The following is a 23,444-nucleotide window of genomic DNA, read 5'->3' on the forward strand; positions in this document are numbered from 1 at the left end:
GGGTCTTGCCGCAAGACCCCGGTCATCCCGCAGAATCATCGGCCGGATGCGGTTGAGCTGCGAAAACGGGGGCACGGCGATGACCGGACAGTACGTGCGGGAATTCCACGCGATCGACGAGACGCACATCGCGGCCGTCGGCGGCAAGGGCGCGCACCTGGGGGCGCTGTCGCGGATCGACGGTGTCCGCGTGCCCGCCGGTTTCTGCGTCACCACCGACGCCTTCCGGCTCGCCCTGGCGGGGACGCCGTCGCTGGCCGGCCTGCTGGACCGGCTCGACCGGGTGGACGCGGACGACCCGGCGGCGCTCCGGACGGCCGCCGCCGAGGTCCGTCGCGCGATCGAGCGGACCGCCCTGCCCGGCGACGTCGCGGCCGCGGTCACCGGCGCGCTGTCGGCGCTCGGCGCGGACGCCGCGTACGCCGTGCGCTCCAGCGCCACGGCGGAGGACCTGCCGACCGCCTCGTTCGCGGGCCAGCAGGACACCTACCTCAACGTGGTGGGCGAGGCCGAGGTGCTGCGGCACGTCAGCCGGTGCTGGGCGTCGCTGTTCACCGAGCGGGCGGTGACCTACCGGCGGCGGCACGGCGTCGACGACCGCGCCGTGGACATGGCGGTGGTGGTGCAGCGGATGGTCTTCCCGGACGCGGCCGGGGTTCTCTTCACCGCCGACCCGGTCACCGGCGACCGGACGGTGATCTCGGTGGAGGCGGGCTTCGGCCTGGGTGAGGCCCTGGTCTCCGGTCTGGTGAACCCGGACGTGTTCACGGTGCGCGACGGCGCGGTGGTCGCCAGGACGATCGGCGTCAAGGCGCGGGCCGTGTACGCGGCGCCCGGCGGCGGCACCCGGGAAGGGGCGGTCGACCCGGCGCGGCGGGAACAGCCGGCGCTGACCGACGCGCAGGCGGTACGCCTCGCCGCGCTGGGCCGGCGGATCGAGGCGCGCTTCGGCCGCCCGCAGGACGTCGAGTGGGCGCTCACCGGCGACGACGTGCACATCCTGCAGAGCCGGCCGATCACCACGCTGTTCCCGGTGCCGGCGGCCGGCGCGGACGGGAGCTTCCACGTCTACCTGTCGGTCGGCCACCAGCAGATGATGACCGACGCGATGAAGCCGCTGGGCCTGTCGATGTGGCGGCTCACCGCCATGGCGACGATGTACGAGGCGGGCGGCCGGCTGTTCGTCGACGCCACGCCGCACCTGGCCACCCCGGCGGGCCGGACCGCGTTCCTGGACCTGGTCGGCCGGGCCGACCCGCTCACCCGGGACGCGCTGGAGACCGTGCTGGCGCGTGACGTCGTGCCGATGGCCCCGAACTCGGCCCCGGCGGCACCGGACCCGGTTCCGGCCGGGCCGCCGGCGGGCGGCCCGCCGCCGGTCGAGACCGACCCGGCGATCGTCACCGGCCTCGTCGCGCGCAGCCGGGAGTCCGCCGCCGCACTGGCGCGCGACATCCGCGCCCGCTCCGGACCCGAGCTGTTCGACTTCCTCACCGAGGCGTTCACCGAGCACAAGCGGGTGCTCACCGACCCGCTGAGCATCCAGGTGATCATGGCGGGGATCCAGGCCACCTGGTGGCTCAACGACAAGCTGGGGGAGTGGCTGGGCGAGCGCGACGCCGCCGACACGCTCACGCTCTCCGCGCCCGGCAACGTCACCTCCGAGATGGGACTGGCGCTGCTCGACGTGGCCGACGTGATCCGCCCGTACCCCGAGGTGGTGGCGTTCCTGCGCGACCACGCCGACGACGGGTTCCTGGACGAGCTGCCGAAACTGCCCGGCGGTGCGCGGGCGCGGGCGGCCGTCGAGGGCTACCTCGACCGGTACGGCATGCGCTGCGTCGGCGAGATCGACATCACCCGGCCACGGTGGAGCGAACGCCCCGCCACGCTCGTGCCGCTGATCCTGGACAACGTCCGCTCCTTCACCCCGGGCGCGGCCGCGCGCCGCTTCGCGCAGGGCCGGGAACGGGCCGAGGCGAAGGCCCGGGAGGTGCTCGACCGGCTGCGCGCGCTGCCCGACGGCGAGCGCAAGGCCGCCGAGACGCAGCGCATGATCAACCGGGTACGCACGTTCATCGGCTACCGCGAGTACCCGAAGTACGACATCGTGAGCCGCTACGCCGTCTACAAGCGCGCGCTGCTCGGGGAGGCCGACCGGCTGGCGCGCGCCGGTGTGCTCGCCGACCCGGAGGACGCATTCCACCTCACGTTCGACGAGTTCCGCGAGGTCGCGGCCACCGGCCGGGCCGACGCCGAGCTGATCCGCCGGCGCCGGGAGGAGTTCCGGGCACACCAGGCGCTCACCCCGCCCCGCGTGCTCACCTCCGACGGCGAGGCGCTCAACGGGTCGTACCGGCGCGAGGACGTGCCCCCGGGCGCCCTGCCCGGGCTGCCGGTCTCGGCCGGCGTGGTCGAGGGGCGGGCCCGGGTCGTGACGGACCTGGCCCGGGCCGATCTGGAACCGGGCGACATCCTCGTCACCGCGCACACCGACCCCAGCTGGACGCCGCTGTTCGTGGCCGTCGCGGGCCTGGTGACCGAGGTGGGCGGCCAGATGACGCACGGCGCGGTGATCGCCCGCGAGTACGGGCTGCCCGCCGTGGTGGCCGTGCCGGACGCGACCCGGCTGATCCCCGACGGCGGGCGGATCCGCGTGCACGGCACCGACGGGTACGTCGAGCTGCTGTCCTGACCGGCGCGGCATGCTCGATGATGGGGGTCCGGCGAGCGGGGAGGGCGCGATGCGGATCGGGGAGCTGTCGGCGCGTACCGGGGTGAGTGCCCGGTCCATCCGGTACTACGAGCAGCAGGGCCTGCTCGCCGCGATGCGCACCGCGAGCGGCCAGCGGGTCTTCGCCGAATCGGCGGTGGACCGGGTCCGGCTGATCCAGCGGCTGTTCGAGGCCGGGCTGAGCAGCCGCCGGATGGCCGAGCTGCTGCCGTGCGTGACCGATCCGGAGATCCGTACCCCGTGGCTCACCGACCGGCTGCGCGAGGAGCGGGCCCGGATGCTCGCCGAGATGGCGCGGCTCTCCCACTCCGTCGAGGTGCTCGACGACGTGGTGTCCGACATGACGGTGGCTGTGGCCGACGACACCCGGAGCCCGGCGGCCTGAGCGCTTGCCCTTGACACCGGTGTCAACTCCTAGCGTCGGGTCATGAACGCGACTCTTGACACCGGATCGCCGGTGACGCCGCTGCTGGAACCGGTCACCGTCGCCGGGCTGTCGTTGCCGTCCCGCTTCGTGATGGCGCCGATGACCCGCAACCGCGCGCCGGGCGGCGTGCCGACGCCGGAGATGGCCGAGTACTACCGGCGCCGCGCCGCGGCGGGCATCGGCCTGATCGTCACCGAGGGCGTGCTGGTGGACCACCCGAGCGCCGGGCACGAGGACACCGTTCCCCGGATGACGGCGGGCGCGGCCGAGGCGGGCTGGCGGGGCGTGGTCGAGGCCGTGCACGCCGCCGGCGGCCGGATCGCCGCACAGCTGTGGCACCTGGGCAGCCTCCGCGAGCCGGTCGACGGCCGTCCGGCGTGGACCCCCTCGGGGGTACGCGAGCCCGGCCGGCCCGCGCCGCACGCGATGACCACCGCCGACGCGGACGAGTTGCTGGCGGCGTACGCGGACGCGGCAGCGGTGGCGGTCCGGGCCGGTTTCGACGCGATCGAGATCCACGCCGCCCACGGCTACCTGCTGGACGAGTTCCTGTGGCCGTACACGAACCGCCGGACCGACGCGTTCGGTGGCTCCCCGGCGCGGCGGGCGGCGTTCCCGGCGGCAGTGGTGCGCGCGGTACGCGCGCAGGTCCCGGCGGGCCGGCCAGTGATCGTGCGGTTCTCGCAGTTCAAGGAGCGGGCGTTCGACGCCCGGATCGCCGAGACCCCGGCCGAGCTGGCGCAGATCCTCAGCGCGTTCGCCGAGGCCGGCGCGGACGTCCTGCACGCCTCCCAGCGCCGCTTCTGGCAGCCGGCGTTCCCCGGCTCGGCGCTGAACCTGGCCGGCTGGGCCAAGCGCCTCACCGGCCTGCCGTCGATCACCGTCGGCTCGGTCGGGCTGCGGCGGGACTTCCTGCGCGAGGGCGGCCCGGAGTCGGTGGCGGGCCTGGTCGCGCGGCTGGCGAGCGGGGAGTTCGACCTGGTCGCGCTGGGTCGCGCGCTGCTCGGCAACCCGGCCTGGGTGACGCACGCCGCCGCCGGCCGGACGGGCGACATCGTCGACTACCGCAAGGCGCACGAGGACGTGTACCCCTAGGGTCCGGGTGCCCTGAGGGGTTGACGTCGGGGGATGTTATCGCTCACAGTCGATTGCAGGGCATGAGCGCCGCAAGGCTCACCGGGCGAGCCGCGCTGGTCGTACCCCGGCACCGTCACCGGACGCGGAGTCGGGACTCGCACCACCACCATCGCGTAACCCCGGAAGAGGAATCCGCATGAGACGAAAGAGAGCCTTGCTGACCACCGGCATCCTGGCCGGCGCGCTCGCCGCCGGCATGGCGGTGGCCCTGGCACCGGCCGCGAGCGCCGGCACCACGCTGCGCGCCGCGGCGGCCGAGAAGGGCCGTTACTTCGGCGCCGCTGTCGCCACCGGCAAGCTGTCCGACAACACGTACGCCACGGTGCTGAACCGCGAGTTCAACTCCGTGGTGGCCGAGAACGAGATGAAGTGGGACGCCACCGAGCCGCAGCAGGGGCGGTTCACCTACACCGGCGGCGACCGGCTGGTCAGCCACGCCAAGGCCAACGGGATGAGCGTGCGCGGGCACGCCCTGCTCTGGCACCAGCAGCAGCCGGGCTGGGCGCAGAGCCTGTCCGGCAGCGCGCTGCGCAACGCCGCGATCAACCACGTCACCCAGGTCGCCACCCACTTCCGCGGGCAGATCTACGCCTGGGACGTGGTGAACGAGGCGTTCGCCGACGGCGGCAGCGGCGGTCGCCGCGACTCGAACCTGCAGCGCACCGGCAACGACTGGATCGAGGCGGCGTTCCGGGCGGCCCGCGCCGCGGACCCGGGCGCGAAGCTCTGCTACAACGACTACAACACCGACGGCATCAACGCGAAGTCGACCGGCATCTACAACATGGTGCGCGACTTCAAGTCGCGTGGCGTGCCGATCGACTGCGTCGGCTTCCAGTCGCACCTGGGCACCACGATCCCCGGTGACTACCAGGCCAACCTCCAGCGCTTCGCGGACCTGGGCGTGGAGGTGCAGATCACCGAGCTGGACGTGATGACCGGCGGCAACCAGGCGAACATCTACGCCGCCGTCACGCGGGCCTGCCTGGCGGTGTCGCGCTGCACCGGCATCACGGTGTGGGGCGTGCGGGACTGCGACTCGTGGCGCGGCTCGGACAACGCGCTGCTGTTCGACTGCTCGGGCAACAAGAAGGCGGCGTACAACGCCGTGCTCGACGCGCTCAACGCGGGCGGGAACAACCCGCCGCCGACCACGACCCCGCCGCCGAACAACCCGACCACGCCACCGCCGGGTCAGGGCGGGTGTACGGCCTCGGTGACGCTGAACTCCTGGACCGGTGGCTTCGTCGCCAACGTGAAGGTGACAGCCGGCTCGTCGGGCACCCGGGGCTGGACGGTCACCATGACGCTGCCGGGCGGCGCGAGCATCACCAACACCTGGAGCGCCACCGCGAGCGGTAACAGCGGAACGGTGCGGTTCGCGAACGTCGAGTACAACGGCCAGCTCGGCGCCGGCCAGAGCACCGAGTTCGGGTTCCAGGGCAACGGAAGCGGATCGGGCATGACGCCCACCTGCTCCGCCTCCTGAACCGGCGCGGGGGCGGCGCGACGCGCCGCCCCCGCGTGTCCCGGTTGTCGCGTCCTACCTGGAGCGCCGTCTCTGTTACAAGAAAGAGACATGCACATTTCGCGCGATTGGTTGACGGGGCAACTTGTGAGCGTTAACACTCGCCGTGACGGTTACCTGTGTCACAGGGGCCCACGGAGGGGAGAGGACGCTCGTGCGCAGACGATTCCTGGCCGCAGTCAGCGGCGCCGCGCTCGCGATCAGCCTGGCCGCGTGCAGCGGCGAGGGCGCCGGAGGCGGCTCGGACACCAGCTCCGCCAAGCCCGGCGACCTGACGATCGGCGTCTCGATGCCGACCCAGACCTCGGAACGGTGGATCGCCGACGGCAACTCGGTGAAGGAGAAGTTGCAGGCGAAGGGCTACAAGGTCGACCTGCAGTACGCCGGGGACGACATCCCCACCCAGTCGCAGCAGATCGACCAGATGATCACCCAGGGCGCGGACGTGCTGGTCATCGCCCCGATCGACGGCACCGCGCTCAGCGGCCAGCTCCAGGCCGCGGCGGACGCGAAGATCCCGGTCATCTCCTACGACCGGCTCATCCGCAACAGCCCGAACGTCAGCTTCTACGTCAGCTTCGACAACTACAAGGTGGGCGTGGCGCAGGCCAACGCGCTGCTGGTCGGCCTCGGCCTGCTGAACAAGGACGGGTCCAAGGGCACCGCGACCGGCCCGTTCAACGTGGAGCTGTTCGCCGGCTCGCTCGACGACAACAACGCCGGCTTCTTCTTCAACGGCGCAATGGAAACGCTCAAGCCGTACTTCGACGCGGGGACGCTGAAGGTCAAGTCGGGGCAGACCAAGATCGAGCAGGCCGCCATCCTGCGCTGGCAGCAGGAGACCGCGCAGAAGCGGATGGAAGACCTGCTCACCTCCAGCTACAACGACGGCAGCAAGGTCGACGGCGTGCTGTCGCCCTTCGACGGCCTGTCCCGGGGCATCATCACCGCCCTGCAGAACGCCGGCTACCGCGGCGGCGCCAAGAAGATGCCGGTGGTCACCGGCCAGGACGCCGAGGTCGCGTCGGTCAAGCTCATCAACGACGGCGTGCAGAGCTCCACGGTGTTCAAGGACACCCGGCTGCTGGCCGAGCAGGCGGTGATCGCCGCCGAGGCGTTCCTGCGCAAGGAGGAGCCGAAGGCCAACGAGACCAAGGCGTACAACAACGGCGTCAAGGTCGTGCCCGCGTTCCTGCTGCCGGTCCAGACCGTCTACAAGGAGGACATCAAGTCCGTCCTGATCGACTCCGGTTACCTGACCGAGCAGGAGGTCGCCGCCGGCCGAGCCGGCTGATCCGACCGCCGGGCCCGGTGGCGTGTTCGTGCCACCGGGCCCGCCCCGCTCCGGACATCACGACCACGAGCAGGACGGACACCCATGAGCGACCACATCCTCGAGATGCGTGGCATCACGAAGACCTTCCCCGGGGTCACCGCGCTGCAGGACGTCTCGCTCGCCGTACGGCGCGGCGAGATCCACGCGATCTGCGGCGAGAACGGCGCCGGCAAGTCCACGCTGATGAAGGTGCTGTCCGGGGTCTACCCGGCCGGCAGCTACGACGGACAGATCGTCTTCGACGGCGAGCCGGTCGGCTTCCGGGGCATCCAGGACAGCGAAGCACGCGGCATCGTCATCATCCACCAGGAGCTCGCGCTGGTGCCGTACCTGTCGATCGCCGAGAACATCTTCCTCGGCAACGAGCGCCGGGGTCGCGGCGGGCTCATCGACTGGCACCGCACCAACGCTGAGGCCGCGGCGCTGCTGCGCTCGGTCGGGCTGCACGAGAACCCGGTCACCCCGGTCATCCAGCTGGGCGTCGGCAAGCAGCAACTGGTGGAGATCGCCAAGGCGCTGTCCAAGAAGGTGCGGCTGCTGATCCTCGACGAGCCGACCGCGGCGCTCAACGACGTCGACTCGGCGCACCTGCTGGACCTTATGCGCAGCCTCCGTGACCAGGGCATCACCTGCATCATGATCTCGCACAAGCTCGGCGAGATCACGGCGATCGCCGACTCGACCACCGTGATCCGCGACGGCCGTACCGTCGAGACGCTGGACATGACCGACGGCGCCGCGACCCAGGACCGCATCATCCGCGGCATGGTCGGACGCGACCTGGCCACCTTCTACCCGACCCGCGACGTGACCCCCGGCGAGGAGGTGCTGCGGATCGAGGACTGGACGGTGCGGCACCCGACCCAGGACCGCCTGGTGGTCGACCGGGCCTCGCTGCACGTGCGTGCCGGTGAGGTCGTCGGCATCGCTGGCCTGATGGGGGCCGGGCGAACCGAGCTGGCGATGAGCGTGTTCGGCCGGGCCTACGGCCGGGACATCAGCGGCCGGCTCTTCCTCAAGGGCCGCGAGGCGCGGGCGCGCACGGTGGCCGAGGCCATCGCCAACGGCATCGCGTACGCGACCGAGGACCGCAAGCACTACGGCCTCAACCTCATCGACGACGTCCGGGGTAACGTCTCGGCCGCCGCGCTCGGCAAGCTCGCCCGCAACGGCTGGATCGACGGCAACCGCGAGATCCAGGTCGCCGAGCGGGGCCGGCGCGACATGAACATCAAGGCGCCGACCGTGATGTCGGTGGTGGGCAAGCTCTCCGGCGGCAACCAGCAGAAGGTCGTGCTGGCGAAGTGGCTGTTCACCGACCCGGACGTGCTGATCCTCGACGAGCCGACCCGGGGCATCGACGTCGGCGCGAAGTTCGAGATCTACACGATCGTCAACCGGCTGGTGGCCGAGGGCAAGGCGGTGGTCCTCATCTCCTCCGAACTGCCCGAGCTGCTCGGCATGTGCGACCGCGTCTACACCCTCGCGGCCGGCCGGATCACCGGGGAGGTGCCGGTGAGCGAGGCCACCCAGGAGAACCTGATGGAACTCATGACCAAGGACAGGGATCTCGTCCGATGACCAGCACGAAGCCCACGCCCCAGAAGGTCGCCACGCCCGACACCGGCGCGGCCGCCAGCCTGCACACCGGCACCAGCGACCCGCGCACGCTGATCCTCGGCAACCTGCGGCAGAGCGGCATCTACATCGCCCTGGTGGTGATCGTCGCGCTGTTCGCGGTCCTCACCGACGGCGTCTCGCTCAGCCCCGGCAACCTCACCAACATCGTGCTCCAGTACTCCTACATCCTGGTGCTCGCGATCGGCATGGTCATCGTGATCATCGGTGGCCACATCGACCTGTCCGTGGGATCGGTGGTGGCGCTCACCGGAGCGGTCTCCGCGGTGCTCGTCATCCGGGAAGGCATGCCCTGGTGGGCCGGCGTGCTGGCCGCGCTCGCGGTGGGCGTCGCGGTCGGCGCGTGGCACGGGCTCTGGGTCGCGTACGCCGGGATCCCGGCCTTCATCGTCACCCTGGCCGGCATGCTCCTGTTCCGCGGCCTCACGCTGCGGGTGCTGGACAACATCTCGCTGTCGCCGTTCCCCGAGGAGTACCAGCGGGTCGCCGCCGGCTTCCTCAACGGACTGCTCGGCGGCGAGGGCTACGACGCCTTCACGCTGTTCATCGGCGCGTTCGCCGTCGTCGGGTACGCGGTGGCCGTGTTCCGGACCCGGGTCGCCCGGGTGCGGCACGAGCAGCCGGTGGAGTCGTTCCCGCTGTTCGTCCTGCGGATCGTGGTGGTCGGCGCCGTGGTCATGTGGTTCGCCTGGCAGCTCGCCAACGCCCGCGGCCTGCCGATCGTGCTCATCGTGCTGGCCGTGCTGGTGCTGATCTACGGCCTGCTCACCCGCCGTACCGTGTTCGGCCGGCAGGTGTACGCGATCGGCGGCAACCTGCCCGCGGCGATGCTGTCCGGCGTCCGGGTGAAGCGGGTCAACTTCTGGATCTTCGTCAACATGGGCTTCCTGTCCGCCGTGGCGGGCGTGATCTACTCGTCCCGGTCCAACGGCGCCCAACCGGCCGCCGGCAACATGTTCGAGCTGGACGCGATCGCGGCGGCCTTCATCGGCGGCGCGGCGGTCACCGGCGGGGTCGGCACCGTTGTCGGCGCCATGGTGGGTGGCCTGATCATGGCGGTGATGAGCAACGGAATGCAGCTCATGGGCGTCGACCAGTCCGTCCAGTCGGTGGTGAAGGGTCTCGTCCTGCTCGTGGCGGTGGCGTTCGACATCTGGAACAAGCGCCGGGCGGCCGGCGCCCGGTGACGGCCGGCCGGACGCTCGCCCCTTCGTCCGGCCGACCGCCGTTCACCGGCCGCAGCCGCTCACGCGCGGCTCCACCGCTGGTTGGTGTTGCCGTGGCAGGTCCAGACGATCACCCGGGTGCCGTTGGCGGTGCCCGCGTTGTCCACGTCCAGGCACAGGGACGGGAAGCGCACGTTGCTCACCGTGCCGTTGCCGTTGATCGTCCACTGCTGGTTGGTGCCGCCGTTGCAGTCCCAGATCTGCACCCGGGTGCCGGCGGTCGCGTTCGTCGGCACGTCCAGGCACTTGCCGAGCACCTGCAACGCCTGCCCGTTGGCCGTGAACTGCTGATTGGCGTTGTTGTGACAGTCCCAGATCAGCGTGCCGGTGCCGTTGGCGGTGCCGGCGTTGTCGACGTCGAGGCACCGGCCGGACGACTCGCTGCGCAGCCGGAACGTGGTCGGGACCGGTGGCGGGGTCGTGGTGCCGCCGCCGCTGACCCGGTAGACCACGGTGCCGTGGGCCGGGACGCTGGCGGAGATCGCGCCGCTGGTGCCGGAGGTGGCGTCGGTCCAGGCGTCGCGCAGCGTGAACGAGCTGCCGCTCTTGCCGATCGCCGCCGCCGTGGTGGAGACGGTGGTGGTCGAGCTGCCCTGGTTGAACAGGGCGACCGCCACGTCGCCGTTGGCCAGCGGCTTGGCCAGCACCCGCCGGGTGCCGTCGAAGGAGACCTGGACCGCCTGGCGGCCGAGCGTGTCCTGGTTGATCGCGACCAGGTTGGCGTTGCGCAGGATCGCCAGCGTGGCCGCGTTCGTCGAGCGGACGTCGTGGCCCATCATCAGGGGCGCCGCCAGCATCGACCAGAGCGCGAAGTGGCTGCGCATCTCGGTGTCGTTCATGCCCCCGCGACCGACCTCGAGCATGTCCGGGTCGTTGAACCCGCCGGGGGCGGCGTACCCGGCCAGCGGCACCGTGACGTCGACGATGTTCTGGATGCCCATCGGGTAGCCGTTGGTCTGGCCGGTGTTCCACGCGTTGGTGATGTCCTCGGTGGTCCGCCAGAGGTTCGCCACGTCGCTCCAGTTGCGCTGCGGCCCGGTCTTCGCGTGGTAGCTGTTGGGGTTGATGCTGTAGACGATCGGCCGGCCGGTGGACGCCAGCGCGTCGCGCATGATGCCGAACCGCGCGACCTGGTCGTTGATCGTCCCGGTGCCGGAGCACCAGTCGTACTTGAGGTAGTCCACGCCCCACGCGGCGAACTGCCGCGCGTCCTGGTACTCGTGGTTGAGGCTGCCGGTGGCGCCGGGGAACGCGCCGCCGACCTGGGCGCAGGTCTTGTCCAGCGGCACCTGGTAGATGCCGAACAGCAGGCCCCGGGCGTGCAGGTAGTCACCGAGCGCCTTCATCCCGCTGGGGAACCGCTGCGGGTGCGCCTGGAGGTTGCCCTGCGCGTCCCGGTTCGGGTTGAACCAGCAGTCGTCCACGACGACGTACTTGTACCCGAGATCGCGCAGTCCGTTGGAGACGATCGCGTCGGCGGTCTGCTGGATGAGGGTCTCGTTGATGTTGCAGCCGAACGTGTTCCAGGTGTTCCAGCCCATCGGCGGCGTACGGGCGACGCCGTTGTCCAGCGCCCGGGCCGGGCGTGGGGCGACTGCCCCGTCGGTGACGGTGGCTGCGAGCGCCACCGCCGCGACACCCAGGACGGCGAGCGTCCGTCGGGTCCATCTGCGCACTGGGTCCTCCTCGGTGGCCGGGCGCCGTCCGTGCCGGTGCCCGGAAGGGAGCGGCCCGCCGGTCGCACGGCGTCGCCCGTGATTCACGGGGACGGACGCGGCACGGCAGTTCCAGAGGGCCGGACGGTGCCGGCGGGCGCTCGTGGGTGGTGGGGGTTCCGGCGGTCGACGGGGTCGCCGTCCGTCGCCGCCCCGCTGCGGCGCCGGGGTTTCCCGGACGGCGGCGCCACAGCGTGTGGGATGGCGAAAATGTTATCGCTGACATCAAGAGCTGTAAATAGGAGAGCGGGCCTCGCGCCACCCGCGCCGACCGACGGCCTAGTGTGTCGCGGCGGGAGAAAAGGCCGCTGAAAGGCCCTCTGAGCGGCCGTACGGCGGGGTCCCGGCGTTTCGGCCGGGGGCGCGAGAGCCGCCGAGAGAATTTCCGGAAGTTCCATTGATTGTTGTCGTTAACAGAGGGCGCGCCGGGGTTCGCCGGCACCCTTCGGCGTGGATCTCCCCGGCGGGCGGTCGTGCCGGTCCACGCGGGCCGTCGGGCGCCGGTTCCGGGCGGCGCTCCTCGTTACGTAGCTGTTGCCCGGACGTGTCTTGACGGATGTGTATGTGAGCGCTAACACTAACTCCGTGACACGGCGGAGGTGCAAATGAGCGAAGTGGACGCGTCCGACCGGTACGTGATCGGGGTCGACTTCGGCACGTTGTCCGGCCGGGCGCTGGTGGTCCGGGTCCGCGACGGCGCCGAACTCGGCACAGCGGTGCACGAGTACCGGCACGGGGTCATCGAGACCACGCTGCCCGACGACGGCCCGGCGTTGCCGCCGGACTGGGCGCTGCAGGATCCCGACGACTACCGCGACGTGCTGCGCCACGCCGTGCCGGCCGCGCTCGCCGCGGCCGGTGTGGACCCGGCCCGGGTGGTCGGGATCGGCATCGACTTCACCGCCTGCACCGTCCTGCCGACGCTCGCCGACGGCACGCCGCTGTGCGAGATCCCGGAACTGCGCCACCGGCCGCACGCCTGGGTCAAGCTCTGGAAGCACCACGCCGCGCAGCCGCACGCCGACCGGATCAACACGCTGGCGCACGAGCGGGCCGAACCGTGGATCGGCCGCTACGGCGGCAAGATCTCGGCGGAGTGGCAGTTCGCCAAGGGCCTTCAGATCCTGGAGGAGGACCCGGAGGTCTACCGGCGCGCCGAGCGCTTCATCGAGGCGGCCGACTGGATCGTCTGGCAGCTGTGCGGGGTCGAGACGCGCAACGTCTGCACCGCCGGCTACAAGGGCATCCGGCAGGACGGCCGGTACCCCTCACCCGACTACCTGGCCGCGCTCGACCCGGACTTCACCGACTTCGTGACCAAGCTGGACGGTCCGCTGCTGCCGCTGGGCGCGCGGGCCGGCGCGCTCGACGCCCGCGCCGCCGCCTGGACCGGCCTGCCCGAGGGCATCGCGGTCGCGGTCGGCAACGTCGACGCGCACGTCACCGCCGCCGCGGCCCAGGCGCTGCGGCCCGGCCGGCTGGTGGCCATCATGGGCACCTCCACCTGCCACGTGCTCAATGGCACCCACCCGGCCGAGGTGCCGGGCATGTGCGGCGTGGTCGACGGCGGCATCAGCCCCGGCGCCTGGGGCTTCGAGGCCGGGCAGAGCGGTGTGGGGGACATCTTCGGCTGGTTCGTGCGCCACGGCGCCCCGGCCGGGTTCGACTCGCACGAGCGGCTCACCGAGGCCGCCGCGGCCCAGCCGGTCGGCGCGCACGGCCTGGTGGCGCTGGACTGGTGGAACGGCAACCGGTCCCTGCTGGTCAACCACGACCTCAGCGGGATGGTCGTCGGGCTGACGCTGGCCACCCGGCCGCCGGACGTCTACCGGGCGCTGCTGGAGGCCACCGCGTACGGCACCCGGATGATCGTCGAGGCGTTCGCCCAGGCCGGAGTGCCGGTCGACGACCTGGTGGTAGCCGGCGGGCTCACCTCCAACCGGCTGCTGATGCAGATCTACGCCGACGTCACGAACCGGCCGCTGAGCATCATCGGCTCCGCCCAGGGGCCGGCGCTCGGCTCGGCCATCCACGCGGCGGTCGCGGCCGGCGAGTACCCGACGATCCACGAGGCGTCCGCCGCCATGGGACGGATCGAGGAAGCCGTCTACCGGCCCGTACCGGAGAACGTCCGGGCCTATGACGCCCTCTACGCCGAGTACCGCGCGCTGCACGACCACTTCGGCCGTGGCGCGAACGACGTCATGCTGCGCCTGCGGGCGATCCGCAACGCGGCGGCCGACGCCGCCCCGGCGCGTACCCCCGCGAGCCTGGAGGTGGTCGGATGAGCACCGACGTGGTCGGCCAGGTCGCCGCGTTGCGCGAGACAGTGGCCCGCCTGCACCGCGAGCTGACCCGCAACGGCCTGGTGGCCTGGACCTCCGGCAACGTCTCGGCCCGCGTACCCGGTCAGGACCTGATGGTCATCAAGCCCAGCGGGATCGACTACGACGACCTGACCGCCGAGACCATGGTGGTCTGCGACCTCAACGGCGTGGTCGTCGAGGGCGGCTCGCCGTCCAGCGACACCGCCGCGCACGCCTACGTCTACCGGGCGATGCCCGAGGTCGGCGGCGTGGTGCACACGCACAGCGGCTACGCCACCGCCTGGGCGGCCCGGGGCGAGTCGATCCCGTGCTGGCTGACCGCGCAGGCCGACGAGTTCGGCGGCGAGATCCCGATCGGGCCGTTCGCGCTGATCGGCGGCGACGACATCGGCAAGGGGATCGTCAGCACGCTGTCCGGGCACCGCTCGCCCGCGGTGCTCATGCGCAACCACGGCGTGTTCACCATCGGCTCCGACGCCCGGGCGGCGGTCAAGGCCGCCGTGATGTGCGAGGACGTCGCCCGCACCGCGCACCTGGCCCGCGCGCTCGGGCAGCCGCTGCCGATCGCGCCGGCCGACATCGACTCGCTCTACGACCGCTACCAGAACGTCTACGGCCAACGCCCGCCGGCGCCCTGACCCCGGACCGGGCGCCGCGCATCCACCCCACCACCACACCCGGCCGCACCGGCTCCCCGCCGTGCGGCCGGAACATCCAACCCCGGAGGAGAACCGATGAGAACCAGGAGCACGGCCCGCAGGGTCATCGCCGCGTTCGCCGGCGTGCTGCTCGCCGGCAGCATGGCGGCCTGCGGCAACAGCGACACCGGCGGCGAGTCCGGTGACGGCAACGACAAGATCGTCCTGGGCTTCTCCCAGGTGGGCGCCGAGAGCGGCTGGCGCACCGCGAACACCACCTCGATCAAGGAAGCGGCCGCCGCGGCCGGCATCGAGCTGAAGTTCGACGACGCGCAGCAGAAGCAGGAGAACCAGATCAAGGCGATCCGCAACTTCATCCAGCAGAAGGTCGACGTGATCGCCTTCTCGCCGGTGGTGGAGTCGGGCTGGGACACCGTGCTCAAGGAGGCCAAGGACGCGAAGATCCCGGTCATCCTGACCGACCGCGCTGTCGACTCGGCCGACAAGTCGCTCTACAAGACCTTCCTCGGCTCGGACTTCGTCAAGGAGGGCCGCCTCGCCGGCGAGTGGCTGGTGGAGCAGAAGAAGGCGGCGTCCGGCCCGGTCAACATCGTCGAGCTGCAGGGCACCACCGGCTCGGCCCCGGCCAACGACCGGAAGAAGGGCTTCGCCGAGGCGATCGCCGCCAACCCCAACCTGAAGATCGTCGCCTCGCAGTCGGGTGACTTCACCCGCGCCGGCGGCAAGCAGGTGATGGAGCAGTTCCTCAAGGCCAACCCGAAGATCGACGTGCTCTTCGCGCACAACGACGACATGGGCCTGGGCGCGCTCGAGGCGATCAGCGCGGCGGGCAAGACGCCCGGCAAGGACATCACCATCATCACCGTCGACGCGGTGAAGGACGGCATGCAGGCCCTCGCGGACGGCAAGTTCAACTTCATCGCCGAGTGCAGCCCGCTGCTCGGCCCGCAGCTGATGGATCTGGCCAAGAAGGTCAAGGCCGGCGAGGAGGTCCCCGCCCGGATCGAGACCGAGGAGACCACCTTCACCCAGGAGCAGGCCAAGGAGGCACTGCCCAACCGCAAGTACTGACCCACCCCGGGGGTCGCCGTCGCGAGACGGCGGCCCCCGTGCCACCACCGTCTAGAAGAGGTCCGATGGGATGACGGGTAACCGTCCGGTCCTGACCATGACCGGCATCAGCAAGACCTTCCCCGGGGTCCGCGCGCTGCACGACGTCGACTTCCGGCTGTTCCCGGGCGAGGTCCACGCCCTGATGGGTGAGAACGGCGCCGGCAAGTCCACCCTGATCAAGGTGCTGACCGGCGTCTACGGGACCGATGCGGGCGTCATCACCCTCGACGGCGAGCAGGTCTCGTTCAGCGGGCCGATGCAGGCCGCCGCGGCCGGCGTCAGCACCGTCTACCAGGAGGTCAACCTCTGCACCAACCTGTCGGTGGCGGAGAACGTCTTCATCGGCCGCGAGCCGCGCCGGTTCGGCGCGGTGCGCTGGGGCGAGATGCGCCGGCGGGCGCGTGACCTGCTGTCCCGTCTCGACCTCGACCTCGACGTCGCCGCGCCGCTCGGCACGTACTCGCTCGCGGTGCAGCAGATGGTCGCCATCGCCCGGGCGATCGACGTGCAGGCGCGGGTGCTGATCCTCGACGAGCCGACGTCCAGCCTGGACGCCGGCGAGGTCGCGCAGCTGTTCCGGATCATGCGCCAGCTGCGCGACGAGGGCATCGCGATCCTGTTCGTGACGCACTTCCTCGACCAGGTCTACGGCATCGCCGATCGGATCACGGTGCTGCGCAACGGCACGCTGGTGGGGGAGTACCGCACCGAGGAGCTGCCGCAGTTCAGCCTGGTCGAGAAGATGATCGGGCAGGAGCTGGACGTGCTGGAGCGGCTCGACGAGCAGCAGAAGCGCGCCACCGTCGACACCGCGGACAAGGCCCCGCTCGTGGACGCCGCCGAGCTGGGCCGGCGCGGCGCGGTCGCCCCGTTCAGCCTGCGCATCCACGCCGGTGAGGTGGTCGGCCTGGCCGGCCTGCTCGGCTCCGGCCGTACCGAGGTGGCTCGGCTGATCTTCGGCGCGGACCGGTCCGACCACGGCCAGGTCCGGCTCGACGGCGGCCGGGCGCCGGTGCGCAACCCGATCCAGGCCATCGGTCAGGGCGTCGGGTTCTGCTCGGAGAACCGCCGGGCCGAGGGCATCGTCCCGGAGCTGACGGTCCGGGAGAACATGATCCTGGCGATGCAGGCCGCGCGCGGCTGGCTGCGTCCGATCCCGCGCCGCCGCCAGGACGAGCTGGTCCGCAGGTACGTGGAGGCGCTGAGTATCCGCCCGGCCAACCCGGAACTGCCGGTGCGCAACCTGTCCGGCGGCAACCAGCAGAAGGTGCTGCTGGCCCGCTGGCTCATCACCGAGCCGCGCCTGCTCATCCTGGACGAGCCGACCCGCGGCATCGACGTCGGCGCGAAGGCCGAGATCCAGAAGCTGGTGGTGCAGCTCTCCGACGGCGGCATGGCGGTGCTGTTCATCTCCGCCGAGCTGGAGGAGGTGCTGCGCCTGAGCCATCGGGTCGCGGTCATGCGCGACCGCGAGATGGTCGCCCAGCTCGACAACGACGACACGCTCGACGCCGACCGCGTCATGCGCACCATCGCCAGTGGAACCACGCGGAAGGAGGTGACCCGATGACCGCCGTCGCCGACCGCCTCCGCCCGCTTACCGGCCACCGCCTGTTCTGGCCGGCGCTGGTGCTCGTGGTGATGCTCGCCGCGAACACCGTCTACCGTCCCGGCTTCCTCGCCGTCGAGGTCAAGAACGGCCACCTGTACGGCACGCCGATCGACATCCTGCGGCTGAGCGCGCCGCTGATCCTGGTCGCGCTCGGGATGACGCTCGTCATCGCCACCGGCGGCATCGACCTGTCCGTCGGGTCGCTCTGCGCCATCAGCGGCGCGATCGCCTGCCTGCACATCAGCGGGGCGGCCGACCAGAACAGCCCGGCCACCGTGGCCACCGCGCTGGCCCTGGCCTTCGGCGCCGCGCTCCTGCTCGGCGCGTGGAACGGGATACTCGTGGCGGTCATCGGCATCCAGCCGATCATCGCCACGCTGATCCTCATGGTGGCCGGCCGGGGCATCGCCCAGCTGGTCACCGAGGGGCAGATCATCACGATCAACTCCGGTCCCTACCGGGCCATCGGGCTCGGGCACTTCCTGACGCTGCCGCTGGCCATCCTGATCGCGCTCGCCGCCGCGCTGCTCGTGGCCGTGTTCACCCGGCGCACCGCGCTCGGCCTGATCGTCGAGTCGGTCGGCGGCAACGCCGAGGCCAGCCGGCTGGCCGGCATCCGGTCGCGGCGCATCGTCTTCCTCGTCTACGTGATCAGCGCCGCGTGTGCGGCGCTCGCCGGTTTCATGGTCACCGCGAACGTGTCCAGCGCCGACGGCAACGCCGCCGGCCTCTGGATCGAGCTCGACGCGATCCTCGCGGTCGTGATCGGCGGCACGTCGCTCGCCGGTGGCCGGTTCTCCCTCGCCGGCACCGTCCTCGGCGCGCTGATCATCCAGACCCTGACCACCACGGTGTACGCCATGAACATCTCGCCGCAGACGTCGCTGCTGTTCAAGGCGGTCGTCGTCATCGCCGTCTGCCTCGTGCAGGCCCCGGCGTTCCGCGCCCGGCTGCGCCGGCGGCGGCGCGGGACCGAGCCCGGGCCGGCGGCGCCGCAGCGGGAGAAGGAGCAGGTGCCGGCATGAGCAGCACGTCGTTGACCACCGGCCGCTCCTGGCGGCCCAGCCTGCCCCGGCGGCACGTCCCGGTGCTGGCCACGCTCGCCCTGCTGCTCGTCATGTACGGCATCGGCGTGTCCCAGTACCGCGCGTTCTCCAACATCCAGGTCGTCTTCAACGTCTTCATCGACAACGGCTTCGTGCTCGTCGTCGCGGTCGGCATGACGTTCGTGATCCTCACCGGCGGCATCGACCTGTCCGTCGGCTCGGTGGTCGCGATGACCGCGATGGTGTCGGCGTCGCTGCTGCGCGACGGCCTGCCCGCGGGCCTGGTGCTGGTGATCGCGCTGCTGATCGGCCCGACGCTGGGCTTCCTGATGGGCTGCGCGATCCATTTCTTCGAGATCCAGCCGTTCATCGTCACACTCGCCGGGATGTTCTTCGCCCGCGGCATGTGCACGTTCATCAGCGACTCCTCGATCTCCATCACCGACGGCTTCTGGACGTCGATGTCGCAGCAGCGCATCGGCGATCCGGCCGGCAACTTCGTGTCGATAAGCGTGCTGATCGCGTTCGCGGTGGTGCTGATCGCGGCGTACGTGCTGGCGTACACCCGGTTCGGCCGCAACGTGTACGCGGTCGGCGGCAACGCGCAGTCGGCGCTGCTGATGGGCCTGCCGGTGGCGCGGACCCGGATCGCCGTCTACACGATCAGCGGGCTCTGCTCGGCGATCGGCGGCATCCTGCTGTCGTTCTACACGCTCTCCGGCGCGCCGCTGATCGCCGTCGGCATGGAGCTGGACGTGATCGCCGCCGTCGTGATCGGCGGCACCGTGCTCACCGGCGGTTCCGGGTACGTCTTCGGCACCGTGCTCGGCGTGCTGGTGCTCGGCGTGATCCAGACCCTGATCACGTTCGACGGCAGCCTCAACTCCTGGTGGACCAAGATCGTGATCGGCGGGCTGCTCTTCGCGTTCATCCTCCTCCAGCGGCTCATCGGCATCCGGTTCAAGTGACGGTTCCTAGCGCGGAAGGCAACAACATGGCAACTCACCCCCAGCCCGAGGTCTGGTTCCTCACCGGCAGCCAGGGCCTCTACGGCGAGGACACCCTGCGGCAGGTCGCCGAGCAGTCCCGGCAGATCGCCGCGCGCCTGGACGAGTCGCCGGACATCCCCGTACGCGTGGTCTGGAAGCCGGTCCTCACCTCCAGCGCGGACATCCTGGCCGTGTGCCGGGACGCCGCGGTGCAGGGCGCGGTCGGGGTGATCGCCTGGATGCACACGTTCTCCCCGGCCAAGATGTGGATCTCCGGGCTGGACGCGCTGCGGACGCCGCTGCTGCACCTGCACACGCAGGCGAACGTGGCGCTGCCGTGGGACGAGATCGACATGGACTTCATGAACCTCAACCAGGCCGCGCACGGCGACCGGGAGTTCGGGTTCGTCCAGACCCGGCTCGGGGTGGCCCGCAAGACCGTCGCCGGGCACGTCACCGACCCACGCGTCGTCGGCCGGGTCGCGGCCTGGGCCCGGGCCGCCGTCGGCTGGTCGGCGCTGCGCACGCTGCGGCTGGCGCGCTTCGGCGACAACATGCGCGACGTCGCGGTCACCGAGGGGGACAAGGTCGAGGCGGAGCTGCGCTTCGGCGTCTCGGTGAACACCTACGGCGTCAACGACCTCGTCGCGGCCGTCGACCAGGTGGCGGACGCGCAGGTGGACGACCTGGTCAAGGAGTACGACGACACCTTCCGGGTGGCGCCGGAGCTGCGGCCCGGCGGGGACCGGCACGACTCGCTGCGGTACGCGGCGCGTCAGGAGCTGGGCCTGCGCGCGTTCCTGGAGGCGGGCGGGTTCCGGGCGTTCACCACGAACTTCGAGGACCTCGGCGGACTGCGCCAGCTCCCCGGCATCGCGGTGCAGCGCCTGATGGCCGACGGCTACGGCTTCGGCGGCGAGGGCGACTGGAAGACCTCGGTGCTGGTGCACACGCTCAAGGCGATGGCCGTCGGCGTGCCGGGCGGCACCTCGTTCATGGAGGACTACACCTACGACCTGACGTTCGGCCAGGAGCTGATCCTCGGCGCGCACATGCTGGAGGTGTGCCCGAGCATCGCCGCCGACGTGCCGAGCGCGGAGGTGCACCCGCTGAGCATCGGCGGGCGGGAGGACCCGGTGCGCCTGGTCTTCGACGCCGCGCCCGGCCCGGCCGTCGTGCTGGGCATGGCGGACATGGGGGAGCGGTTCCGGCTGGTCGCCAACACGGTGGACGTGGTGCCGCCGCCGCACCCGCTGCGCCGGCTGCCGGTGGCCCGCGCGGTCTGGCGTCCGCAGCCCGACCTGGCCGGCTCGGCGGAGGCGTGGATCACCGCGGGCGCGCCGCACCACACCGTGCTCTCCCAGGCCGTCGGCGTGGAGGAGCTGCGTGACCTGGCCGCGATGGCCCGGACCGAGCTGGTGGTCATCGACGCCGACACGCGGCCGCACCGCTTCGCCGACGAACTGCGCTGGAACCAGGCGTACTACCGGCTCGCCCGGGGATTCTGAGCCCTCGCCGCCCGCCACGCCGACCCGCGTGGCGGGCGGCGTGTTACGGCTTGACGAACGGCATGTTATCGCTCACAGTCGATGGATAGGGTCGCCGGCACCGCTCGCGGGCCGTTCCGGGCGCGATCTGCGCCGCAGTTGCCAGGGATCCGACTCCCGCCTGGGTGGGCATCGCTGTTAGCGATAACGCGTCGTCGTCGGCGCGTGTCGTCGTGCCCGGGCTCCGGTCGACGAAGGAGGATCATGGTGACGGCTCGACTGTCCCGTGGACGTGGGCGCCTGTCCCGGCTGCTGGCCGGTGTGGTGGCGCTTCTGGTCGGTGGCGTGGTGGTGGGCGCCGTGCCCGCGCCGGTGTCGGCGGCCACAGTGGACACCAGCGCGTACTACGTGCTGGTGAACCGCAACAGCGGCAAGGCGCTGGACCTGTACAACCAGGCGACGAACGACGGGGCGCGGATCACCCAGTGGACGCGCAACGACGGCGCCTGGCAGCAGTGGCAGTTCGTGGACTCCGGCGGCGGCTACTACCGGCTGCGCTCCCGGCACTCCGGCAAGGTGCTGGACGTGACCGGCGCGTCCACCGCCAACGGCGCCGCGGTGGTCCAGTGGACCGACCACGGCGGCAACAACCAGCAGTTCCGGCTGGCCGACTCCGACAGCGGGTACGTCCGGCTGATCAACCGGAACTCGAACAAGGTGATGGAGGTGCAGAACGCCTCCACCGCCGACGGCGGCAACATCGTCCAGTACGACGACTGGAACGGCGCGAACCAGCAGTGGCAGTTGGTCCGGGTCGGCGGCAACCCGGGTGACCCTGGCACGCCGAGCGGCAACTTCACCAACCCGGCCGTCTGGCAGGACTTCGCCGACGTCGACATCATCCGGGTCGGCGACGTCTACTACATGTCCGCCTCCACCATGCACTACTCGCCGGGCGCGCCGGTGCTGCGCTCCTGGGACCTGGTGAACTGGGAGTTCGCCGGGCACTCGGTGCCGCGGCTGGAGTTCGGCACCAAGTACGACCTGAGCGGCAGCGAGCAGGCGTACGTGGACGGCATCTGGGCGTCGACGCTCAACTACCGGCCGAGCAACCGCACGTTCTACTGGGCCGGGTGCATCGACTTCGCGCAGACCCACATCTACACCGCCGCCGCTGTCGACGGCGCGTGGAGCCGGCTGACCACCATCCCCAACTGCTACTACGACGCCGGCATGCTGATCGACGACAACGACACCATGTACGTCGCGTACGGCAACGGCACGATCAGCGTGGCCCAGCTGTCCGCCGACGGGCGCAGCCAGGTCCGGGCCCAGCAGGTCTACCAGACGCCGTCGAGCATCGGCACGCTGGAGGGCGCGCGCTTCTACAAGCGCAACGGCGCGTACTACATCTGGCTGACCCGGCCGGCCAACGGCCAGTACGTGCTGAAGTCCACGAACGGCCCGTTCGGCCCGTACGAGCAGCGGCAGGTGCTGCTGAACATGCCCGGCCCGATCTCCGGTGGCGGCGTGCCGCACCAGGGCGGGCTGGTGCAGACGCAGACCGGCGCGTGGTACTACATGGCCTTCACCGACGCGTACCCCGGTGGCCGGATGCCGACCCTGGCGCCGATCACCTGGACCTCCGACGGCTGGCCGCAGGTGCAGACCGTCAACGGGGCCTGGGGCGCCAGCTACCCCAACCCGCTGCCGACCCGTGCGGTCAAGCCGCTCACCGGCACCGACACGTTCTCCGGCACCACGCTCGGCCCGCAGTACGAGTGGAACCACAACCCGGACAACAGCAGGTGGTCGGTGAACAACGGCCTGCGCCTGCAGACCGCCACCGTCACGAACGACCTGTACCGGGCCCGCAACACGCTCACCCACCGCATCCAGGGTCCGACCTCGACCGGCACCATCGAGCTGGACTACTCGACCATGCGCGACGGTGACCGGGCCGGCCTGGCGATGCTGCGGGACAGCTCGGCCTGGATCGGCGTACGGCGGGACAACGGCGCGACCCGGGTGGTGATGACGAACGGCCTGACCATGGGCTCGAACTGGAACACCACGAGCACCGGGACGGAGATCGCCAGCGCGGCGGTGTCCGGCGGGCGGATCTGGCTGCGCGCGAACGCCGACATCCGGCCCGGCTCCGGGCGGCAGGCGCGGTTCTCCTACAGCACCGACGGGGTCAACTTCGTGTCGCTGGGCAACGCGCTGACGCTCAACAACGCGTGGCAGTTCTTCATGGGCTACCGGTTCGGCTTCTTCAACTACGCCACCCAATCCCTTGGCGGCGCGGTGACGGTGCGGCAGTTCTCGCTCACGACACCGTGACAACGGTCACCATTCGCGGCCGTTGACACATCTTCAATAGCCCGGGGTGCGGCTCCGGCAATCGCCGGAAATGCCGCACCCCGGGCCCAATTCCACCCGCTGCGAGCTGCCTGTTCGTGCCACTGCC

The 23,444-nt window shown here is 71.2% G+C and carries 16 protein-coding genes; 15 read left to right on the forward strand and 1 reads right to left on the reverse strand.

Going from position 1 to position 23,444, the window contains the following annotated elements:
- Positions 1-79: 79 nt before the first annotated feature.
- The 7 genes from rph to mmsB all read left to right on the forward strand — a co-directional run bounded on the left by rph (position 80) and on the right by mmsB (position 9,987).
- The gene (rph, locus tag ACSDG8_RS29325; RefSeq protein WP_439427452.1) at positions 80-2,695 is read left to right on the forward strand and encodes a rifamycin-inactivating phosphotransferase; all 2,616 of its coding nucleotides are present in this window, start codon (positions 80-82) and stop codon (positions 2,693-2,695) included.
- Positions 2,696-2,744: 49 nt separating this feature from the next.
- Entirely contained in the window at positions 2,745-3,119 is a 375-nt protein-coding gene (locus tag ACSDG8_RS29330; RefSeq protein WP_439427453.1) for a MerR family transcriptional regulator, read from the forward strand.
- Between the two features lie 42 nt (positions 3,120-3,161).
- Complete coding sequence (locus ACSDG8_RS29335; protein WP_210892322.1) at positions 3,162-4,256, forward strand: oxidoreductase; 1,095 nt, start codon at positions 3,162-3,164, stop codon at positions 4,254-4,256.
- A gap of 178 nt (positions 4,257-4,434) precedes the next feature.
- Positions 4,435-5,787 carry an endo-1,4-beta-xylanase gene (locus ACSDG8_RS29340; RefSeq protein WP_210892324.1) on the forward strand — a complete coding sequence of 451 codons (1,353 nt, stop codon included), beginning with the start codon at positions 4,435-4,437 and terminating at the stop codon, positions 5,785-5,787.
- A 193-nt stretch (positions 5,788-5,980) separates the two neighbouring features.
- Positions 5,981-7,120, forward strand: coding sequence for a multiple monosaccharide ABC transporter substrate-binding protein (gene chvE, locus ACSDG8_RS29345; protein WP_210892326.1), 1,140 nt, complete (start codon positions 5,981-5,983; stop codon positions 7,118-7,120).
- Between the two features lie 84 nt (positions 7,121-7,204).
- Positions 7,205-8,743 carry a multiple monosaccharide ABC transporter ATP-binding protein gene (gene mmsA / locus ACSDG8_RS29350; RefSeq protein WP_210892328.1) on the forward strand — a complete coding sequence of 513 codons (1,539 nt, stop codon included), beginning with the start codon at positions 7,205-7,207 and terminating at the stop codon, positions 8,741-8,743.
- A complete protein-coding gene (gene mmsB, locus ACSDG8_RS29355) occupies positions 8,740-9,987 on the forward strand; it encodes a multiple monosaccharide ABC transporter permease (protein WP_174533638.1) in 1,248 nt (415 codons plus the stop codon). The genes mmsA and mmsB overlap by 4 nt, the downstream gene beginning before the upstream one ends.
- Positions 9,988-10,046: 59 nt before the next feature.
- On the opposite strand, the gene ACSDG8_RS29360 is transcribed toward mmsB, so the two are convergent.
- Positions 10,047-11,702, reverse strand: a complete 1,656-nt coding sequence (locus ACSDG8_RS29360) for a glycoside hydrolase family 27 protein (protein ID WP_210892330.1) — start codon at positions 11,700-11,702, stop codon at positions 10,047-10,049.
- A gap of 644 nt (positions 11,703-12,346) precedes the next feature.
- On the opposite strand from ACSDG8_RS29360, the gene araB reads away from it, so the two are divergent.
- From araB to ACSDG8_RS29400, 8 genes are all read left to right on the forward strand, one after another.
- A complete protein-coding gene (gene araB / locus ACSDG8_RS29365; RefSeq protein WP_210892332.1) occupies positions 12,347-14,029 on the forward strand; it encodes a ribulokinase in 1,683 nt (560 codons plus the stop codon).
- Entirely contained in the window at positions 14,026-14,706 is a 681-nt protein-coding gene (locus tag ACSDG8_RS29370) for an L-ribulose-5-phosphate 4-epimerase (RefSeq protein ID WP_210892334.1), read from the forward strand. The genes araB and ACSDG8_RS29370 overlap by 4 nt, the downstream gene beginning before the upstream one ends.
- Positions 14,707-14,802: 96 nt before the next feature.
- A complete protein-coding gene (locus ACSDG8_RS29375; RefSeq protein ID WP_210892336.1) occupies positions 14,803-15,798 on the forward strand; it encodes an ABC transporter substrate-binding protein in 996 nt (331 codons plus the stop codon).
- A 70-nt stretch (positions 15,799-15,868) separates the two neighbouring features.
- Positions 15,869-17,410, forward strand: coding sequence for a sugar ABC transporter ATP-binding protein (locus ACSDG8_RS29380; protein ID WP_210892338.1), 1,542 nt, complete (start codon positions 15,869-15,871; stop codon positions 17,408-17,410).
- On the forward strand, positions 17,407-18,477 hold the full coding sequence (locus tag ACSDG8_RS29385; RefSeq protein ID WP_210892340.1) for an ABC transporter permease: 1,071 nt from the start codon (positions 17,407-17,409) through the stop codon (positions 18,475-18,477). Before ACSDG8_RS29380 ends, ACSDG8_RS29385 begins: the two co-directional genes overlap by 4 nt.
- Positions 18,474-19,466 (forward strand): galactofuranose ABC transporter, permease protein YjfF, encoded by a 993-nt coding sequence (gene yjfF, locus ACSDG8_RS29390; RefSeq protein WP_210892342.1) that lies wholly within the window; start codon positions 18,474-18,476, stop codon positions 19,464-19,466. The genes ACSDG8_RS29385 and yjfF overlap by 4 nt, the downstream gene beginning before the upstream one ends.
- A 26-nt stretch (positions 19,467-19,492) precedes the next feature.
- Positions 19,493-20,995 carry an L-arabinose isomerase gene (gene araA, locus ACSDG8_RS29395; RefSeq protein WP_210892344.1) on the forward strand — a complete coding sequence of 501 codons (1,503 nt, stop codon included), beginning with the start codon at positions 19,493-19,495 and terminating at the stop codon, positions 20,993-20,995.
- Positions 20,996-21,238: 243 nt separating this feature from the next.
- Entirely contained in the window at positions 21,239-23,317 is a 2,079-nt protein-coding gene (locus ACSDG8_RS29400; RefSeq protein ID WP_247678083.1) for an RICIN domain-containing protein, read from the forward strand.
- The last annotated feature ends 127 nt before the right edge of the window (positions 23,318-23,444 follow it).

It is taken from the genome of Micromonospora sp. LA-10 (assembly GCF_051853095.1).
GTDB lineage: Bacteria > Actinomycetota > Actinomycetes > Mycobacteriales > Micromonosporaceae > Micromonospora > Micromonospora echinospora_A.